The organism is Desulfatiglans anilini DSM 4660 (assembly GCF_000422285.1).
Taxonomy (GTDB): domain Bacteria; phylum Desulfobacterota; class DSM-4660; order Desulfatiglandales; family Desulfatiglandaceae; genus Desulfatiglans; species Desulfatiglans anilini.
This window is the reverse complement of record NZ_AULM01000079.1, coordinates 1-4,980: the sequence shown is the minus strand read 5'-3', so window position 1 is coordinate 4,980 and position 4,980 is coordinate 1. Positions and strand designations below refer to the sequence as shown.

The following is a 4,980-nucleotide window of genomic DNA, read 5'->3' as shown; positions in this document are numbered from 1 at the left end:
AGATTGCAGCGTAAGCGGATTCGTTCATAAACGGTGGCTTTGAGAGGGGCTGTTCCAACGATATGAACAAAGACCGACGGCATGGCCAGCTCGTATAGTTTACCCTTCTCACAGCTTGGGCAGGGGTCCCCCGAGTTCAGAGCGGGGTGTTCGATGCGCACCCTGGCAGCGCCGGTGTACTGGCCTGCGCCGTTTTTCCCGTGCCCCCGGGGGTTTGGTTTGTCGCCTTTTTTCCGGACTGGTTCGGTTTTATCCTTGAGGATGTTTCGGGCTGTCTCGGTCGGGGCCCCCAGCAGGTACTTGCACAGCCGGCCGATGCTTTTTTCCGTCCGCTGAAAGAGATGGTTGGCGTTAAGATGATGGTCCTTTTGGAAGCTGTGCGCCATGCCACACCGCAACAATCCAAACGGTATCGTCTTTGATTTTATAAAAAAATCGAGACGGCGATATGATCACTTCTCGGTAGGGGAGTTCTGTACATTCAGGTATTATTCTCCCGGATTCGGGAAAATCCTCAAGCCTTCGCAGGATTTTTTCAGCCCAATTACGAAAATCAATAGCCGCTGAAGGTTTATCCTTTCGAATGTATGATAGCGCAGAAAGGAATTGAGTTTTGGCAGAAGGTGTAAATTTAACCTTCACGAAGGCTCCTTGGACAAAATGGCGTCGGCTTCAGCAAGAACTGTGTCCAGGTCATACCCTTGACCCGTTTCGATTTCCCTATCTCCCTTCGCCAAAAGGCGCAACAGCTCTTTCTCGTGTTCAGATTTCTCATAGGCATCAACACCGATTAATACCGCTGTTGCGCGACCTCTTTGTGTAATTATAAGAGGCTCATTGCTTTTTCGTAATTGTTTGAGTAGCTTTGCTGCATTTTGCCTTAAATCGCTAACCGGAATAATATTTGATAGCTTGCCCATGTCGTACCTCCTTTAGTACTTTTGCATGTATTACCAACAAACCTAAAAATCAAGCTATTTAGGTTTGACGACTCGATTTAAATACGCCAACTTTGACTTATGCGGCGCTTCTGCCGCATAATACAAGAAAAAATTAGGCTGCCAGGCCAGCAACCCGTTCGCAGTTAGCAAAATGATATTGGATAAGATTAAAGGCTGTAAAACAGTGCGCCTTGTCGGTGCCGTTCATTCGCAGAAATTTCAAATTGAAAGTGACAGTCCCTGGCAGGCTGCTTCTGGGCTGGCGTTCGAGGCCGATCCGGGGAATGTAGGGGTGAAAAATCAGGCAAGGCGCAGTTTCTCAGAACAAAATCAGGACAGCCCCTGGTAATTTCTTGAAAGAAAAGGGCCTGCAACCGGAAAATTTCTCGGGTCTTAGGGCTGTACGGCTTCGATTCCTGTCTCAGGCACCAGAATTTACAGGGTTTTTGGTTTCGCTCAAAAACCTTTTTGGAGAGGGTTTTTTTCTTGCCATTCTCTCCCCACTTCCGAACCTCTCCCCAACCTTTCCCATTTTGATGAAGGTCCCTTCGAGGGGGCCGGCGCCCGGACATTATAATAAGGAGTGCCGGCAAGATCGTCGATTCTAAGCTGCTCTGATGCGGCGCAGAGTGTTCTGCGGGTATGACATTCTTGTCGATCCCAAAGGGCTTTCCGCCAGTTTTCAAAACCTCATAGCCTTTTGAGATCGGCCCCCTGCCGCTCACAACTACAAAGCTACCTTTTCAAATCAATTGAAAAAATATCCCCGGATTTGACCGGATCCGTCAAAATCTTATGGCATATAACAAAAATATGCAGGAGACAGCATGAGGCGAGCTGCGCCTCGGCCATCCGACCTGCGACTGGGTGTCTGATCCATAGTGAACTGGGATCTTCACCGACCCGCAGCGTGACCTGCCGCGCATCGACCGGTTGGAAGGATTGGGGGTTGGCAGGCACAGCATGCAGCGAGGGGTGATGGCGGCTTCGTTGAAGGAGATAACAAGCTGTTCTGTATGGAGTTACACTGTGAGCTTGCTATAAAAGGATGTCCGGATCGCGAGCGGCAGTCAAGCCGTTTTTTGGAAAACTCGGCGCAATTCGGCGCAACACTTGATTTTGGCCGTCCATCAAAGTAATTTGTTGGGATAATTTTTTGGCATTGTCTCCGGATTTTAGGTTAGCGCGAGATCTCTGGGCTTTTACCGAAAACATGGTGAACGAAGGAGTGAGGTCTATATATGGATTCCGTATCGCTTTGTCCATTAGTGGAAATGGGGGTTAGTGATGTACGAAAATATATCCGACTTGCTCAAACAAATCGCGCTGGGAGAGGACTCTGTTCTTGAACTCAAGGCGGTTGAATTCAGCGGCAGCAAAGTCACCGGTCCCCAGAAGGACGGCATGGCGGACGAACTGGCTGCCATGGCAAATACGGCATCCGGCATCATTGTTCTGGGGGTTGACGACAAGACCAAAGTGATTCGAGGGATACCACCAGAAAAACTTGACATCGTTGAAGACTGGCTTCGTTCCATCTGCAACGATTCCATTGACCCGGCCCTCGATTGCGTGATTCGAAAGCTCATTGTGCCTGATCAACAAGGTGGTGACAAAACAATCCTGCGAATCGATGTACCCCGCAGCCTGTTTGTCCACAAAAGCCCAAACGGCTATTTCCGCCGCCTTGGGAGTTCCAAGCGCGAGATGAAACCGGATGTCCTCGCGCGGTTATTCCAGCAGCGCAGTCAGGTGCGGCTTATCCGTTTCGATGAACAAACGGTTCCGGGCACAACGATCGATGATTTGAATCCCAAGCTATGGAGCAGATTCCGAACAGTCATCTCACCTAAAGCGGATCAGGAATTTCTCGAAAAAATGAAACTTGTTGCCAAGGACGAAGACGGCACCATCCGAGCCACAGTCAGCGGTGTTTTGATGGCCTCGGATGCCCCGGAGTCTTTTATGTCCAGCGCTTTTATTCAGGCGGTTTGTTACCGAGGCACCGAGCGCAACGCCGCCTATCAACTGGACGCCAAGGACATTACTGGCCCACTTGATGTTCAGATCCGGGACGCCTGCAAGTTTGTGGAAAGAAACATGCGGGTCTTTGCCATCAAAGCGCCCAATCGGATTGAAACCCCGCAGTTCTCCATGAACGCGGTATTCGAGGCGGTGGTCAACGCTGTGGCTCATCGGGATTACTCCATTTACGGTTCCAAGATTCGCCTGCATCTGTTCTCTGATCGACTGGAAATCTTCTCGCCCGGCGCGATCCCCAACACCATGACTATTGAGAGCATTTCGGAGCGGCAATCGTCACGGAATGAATTGATCAGTTCCTTGCTGGCGCGTTGCCCTATGAATGTGGATGCTATCGGCAGTCAGCGGAATTTCATCATGGACAAGCGCGGCGAAGGTGTGCCGATCATCATCACCGAGAGCGAAAGACTGTCTGGCAGGAAACCGGAATACAGACTTCTTGATGACTCTGAGCTGATGTTGACGATATTCGCCGCACAACCACCCCATGGCGAAGACTGATTTTACGGATGGAGTCGCTTTGGCAATGCAGCACCGTTCATAACATGCGGCCCCTCTGTATCAATTCGAGTGAGACACGCCCCCCTGGAATATTTAGTGTAGGGCGGGTAAGCTTTTGATTCATGAGCAAGGTAACCCAAATTGCATAAAAAAGGCTCATGGCTGAGGAAACGAGCCGCGAGCTCTATGGGTGATCCTGTCCCCCCAGCGTTCCGGAGCGCAAAACATGGCATTTTTTTCCATCATGGCAATATTCTGCACACTATCCGGCTGGCGGTAGAGCACGCCATTCTGTGGAAACAAGACCGGGATATAGCCGAGGCGGTGAAGGAGAAATACTCAAACTATTTCGAGGAAGGAATGCATGAACTCCTGCAATAGAAATCCAGCATTTCGATCCGTTTTATCCCGGGCCCAGGGCTGCCTCCTTGGCCAGCTCGCGGGAGATGCCCTCGGCAGCCTGGTCGAGTTCCGGTCGCCGGAGGAGATCCGTCGCAGGTATCCGGATGGCGTGCGGGAACTGGCCGATGGCGGCACATGGAACACCCTTGCCGGTCAACCGACGGATGACTCGGAAATGGCCCTGCTGCTGGCGCGGATGCTGACAGAGCGTAGGATCTATGACCCTGAGGCCGCGTTTCAGGCCTATCGATTCTGGCTCGACTCCGATCCTTTCGACTGCGGCATGACCATCTCCAGCGGCCTGCGGGGGCGTCCGAATCCAGACAGCCAGGCCAATGGGGCCATGATGCGGATCAGCCCCCTGGGCATCTTCGGAGCCAACCACCCATTGGAGACAGTGGGCGACTGGGCCAGGCAAGACGCTGCCCTGACGCATCCCAACCCGGTGTGCCTGCAGGCCAACGCGCTTTTCACCATGGCGATTGCTCATGCCGTTGCATCCGGCTGCGAGGCCGGCAGGCTCTACCTGAATATCAGAGGGTGGACCGTCGATTTGGCCGTCGACCCGGCTCTCATGGACGCCGTTTTTGGAGCCGCCGAAGCACCGCCGGCTGACTATGTCCGGCAGCAAGGCTGGGTTTTGATCGCGTTTCGCAATGCCCTGTGGCAACTGCTCCATGCCCCGTGTTTTGAAGAAGGCGTCGTCGACACGGTCATGAGGGGAGGAGACACCGATACGAACGCGGCCATTTGCGGGGCGCTCTTGGGCGCTGTGGGCGGCCTCGACGCCATACCCGTCCGATGGGTCGACCGGGTCCTGAACTGCCGGCCCGAGGCCGGGCAACCTGGCGTCCACCGCCCGCGACCAGCGTGCTTTTGGCCGGTGGATGCGCTGGAACTGGCTGAAGGGTTGATCCGGGGTGGTGAATGAGGAGGAAATGTGGACGATGTACAGCTGCAGCTCCTGGTCGATCTGCACAAATCACAATTCAGGCAGGGGCCAGGCGGGGAGGCCGAAACAAAACGGGCGATGGAACTGGCGGGACTCGACCGGTCGCGCCATTTGAAGATAGCGGATATCGGCTGCGGCACC

General features: G+C 53.2%; 5 protein-coding genes and 2 pseudogenes. 4 read left to right on the top strand and 3 right to left on the bottom strand.

Going from position 1 to position 4,980, the window contains the following annotated elements:
* The 3 genes and pseudogenes from H567_RS29460 to H567_RS0120895 form a co-directional block, all read right to left on the bottom strand.
* A pseudogene (locus H567_RS29460) lies at positions 1-386 on the bottom strand (hypothetical protein); the annotation flags it as partial.
* Entirely contained in the window at positions 352-642 is a 291-nt protein-coding gene (locus H567_RS28210) for a type II toxin-antitoxin system RelE/ParE family toxin (RefSeq protein ID WP_084517683.1), read from the bottom strand. The pseudogene H567_RS29460 and the gene H567_RS28210, both read right to left, overlap by 35 nt.
* A complete protein-coding gene (locus H567_RS0120895) occupies positions 639-920 on the bottom strand; it encodes a type II toxin-antitoxin system Phd/YefM family antitoxin (RefSeq protein WP_028322882.1) in 282 nt (93 codons plus the stop codon). The genes H567_RS28210 and H567_RS0120895 overlap by 4 nt, the downstream gene beginning before the upstream one ends.
* A 172-nt stretch (positions 921-1,092) precedes the next feature.
* Here H567_RS0120895 and H567_RS28870 point away from each other — a divergent pair, with 172 nt between their 5' ends.
* The 4 genes and pseudogenes from H567_RS28870 to H567_RS30220 form a co-directional block, all read left to right on the top strand.
* Entirely contained in the window at positions 1,093-1,290 is a 198-nt protein-coding gene (locus tag H567_RS28870) for a hypothetical protein (protein ID WP_153306314.1), read from the top strand.
* Between the two features lie 938 nt (positions 1,291-2,228).
* Positions 2,229-3,485, top strand: a complete 1,257-nt coding sequence (locus H567_RS0120890) for an ATP-binding protein (protein WP_028322881.1) — start codon at positions 2,229-2,231, stop codon at positions 3,483-3,485.
* Between the two features lie 364 nt (positions 3,486-3,849).
* Entirely contained in the window at positions 3,850-4,818 is a 969-nt protein-coding gene (locus H567_RS0120880) for an ADP-ribosylglycohydrolase family protein (RefSeq protein WP_028322879.1), read from the top strand.
* A gap of 9 nt (positions 4,819-4,827) precedes the next feature.
* Positions 4,828-4,980 (top strand): annotated as a pseudogene (locus tag H567_RS30220) (SAM-dependent methyltransferase); the annotation flags it as partial.

What these genes read in the sequence shown, in the direction of transcription:
- H567_RS0120895 (WP_028322882.1), bottom strand. Translation starts at nt 920, where the DNA reads ATGGGCAAGCTATCAAATATTATTCCGGTTAGCGATTTAAGGCAAAAT.
- H567_RS28870 (WP_153306314.1), top strand. Translation starts at nt 1,093, where the DNA reads ATGATATTGGATAAGATTAAAGGCTGTAAAACAGTGCGCCTTGTCGGT.
- H567_RS0120890 (WP_028322881.1), top strand. Translation starts at nt 2,229, where the DNA reads ATGTACGAAAATATATCCGACTTGCTCAAACAAATCGCGCTGGGAGAG.
- H567_RS0120880 (WP_028322879.1), top strand. Translation starts at nt 3,850, where the DNA reads ATGAACTCCTGCAATAGAAATCCAGCATTTCGATCCGTTTTATCCCGG.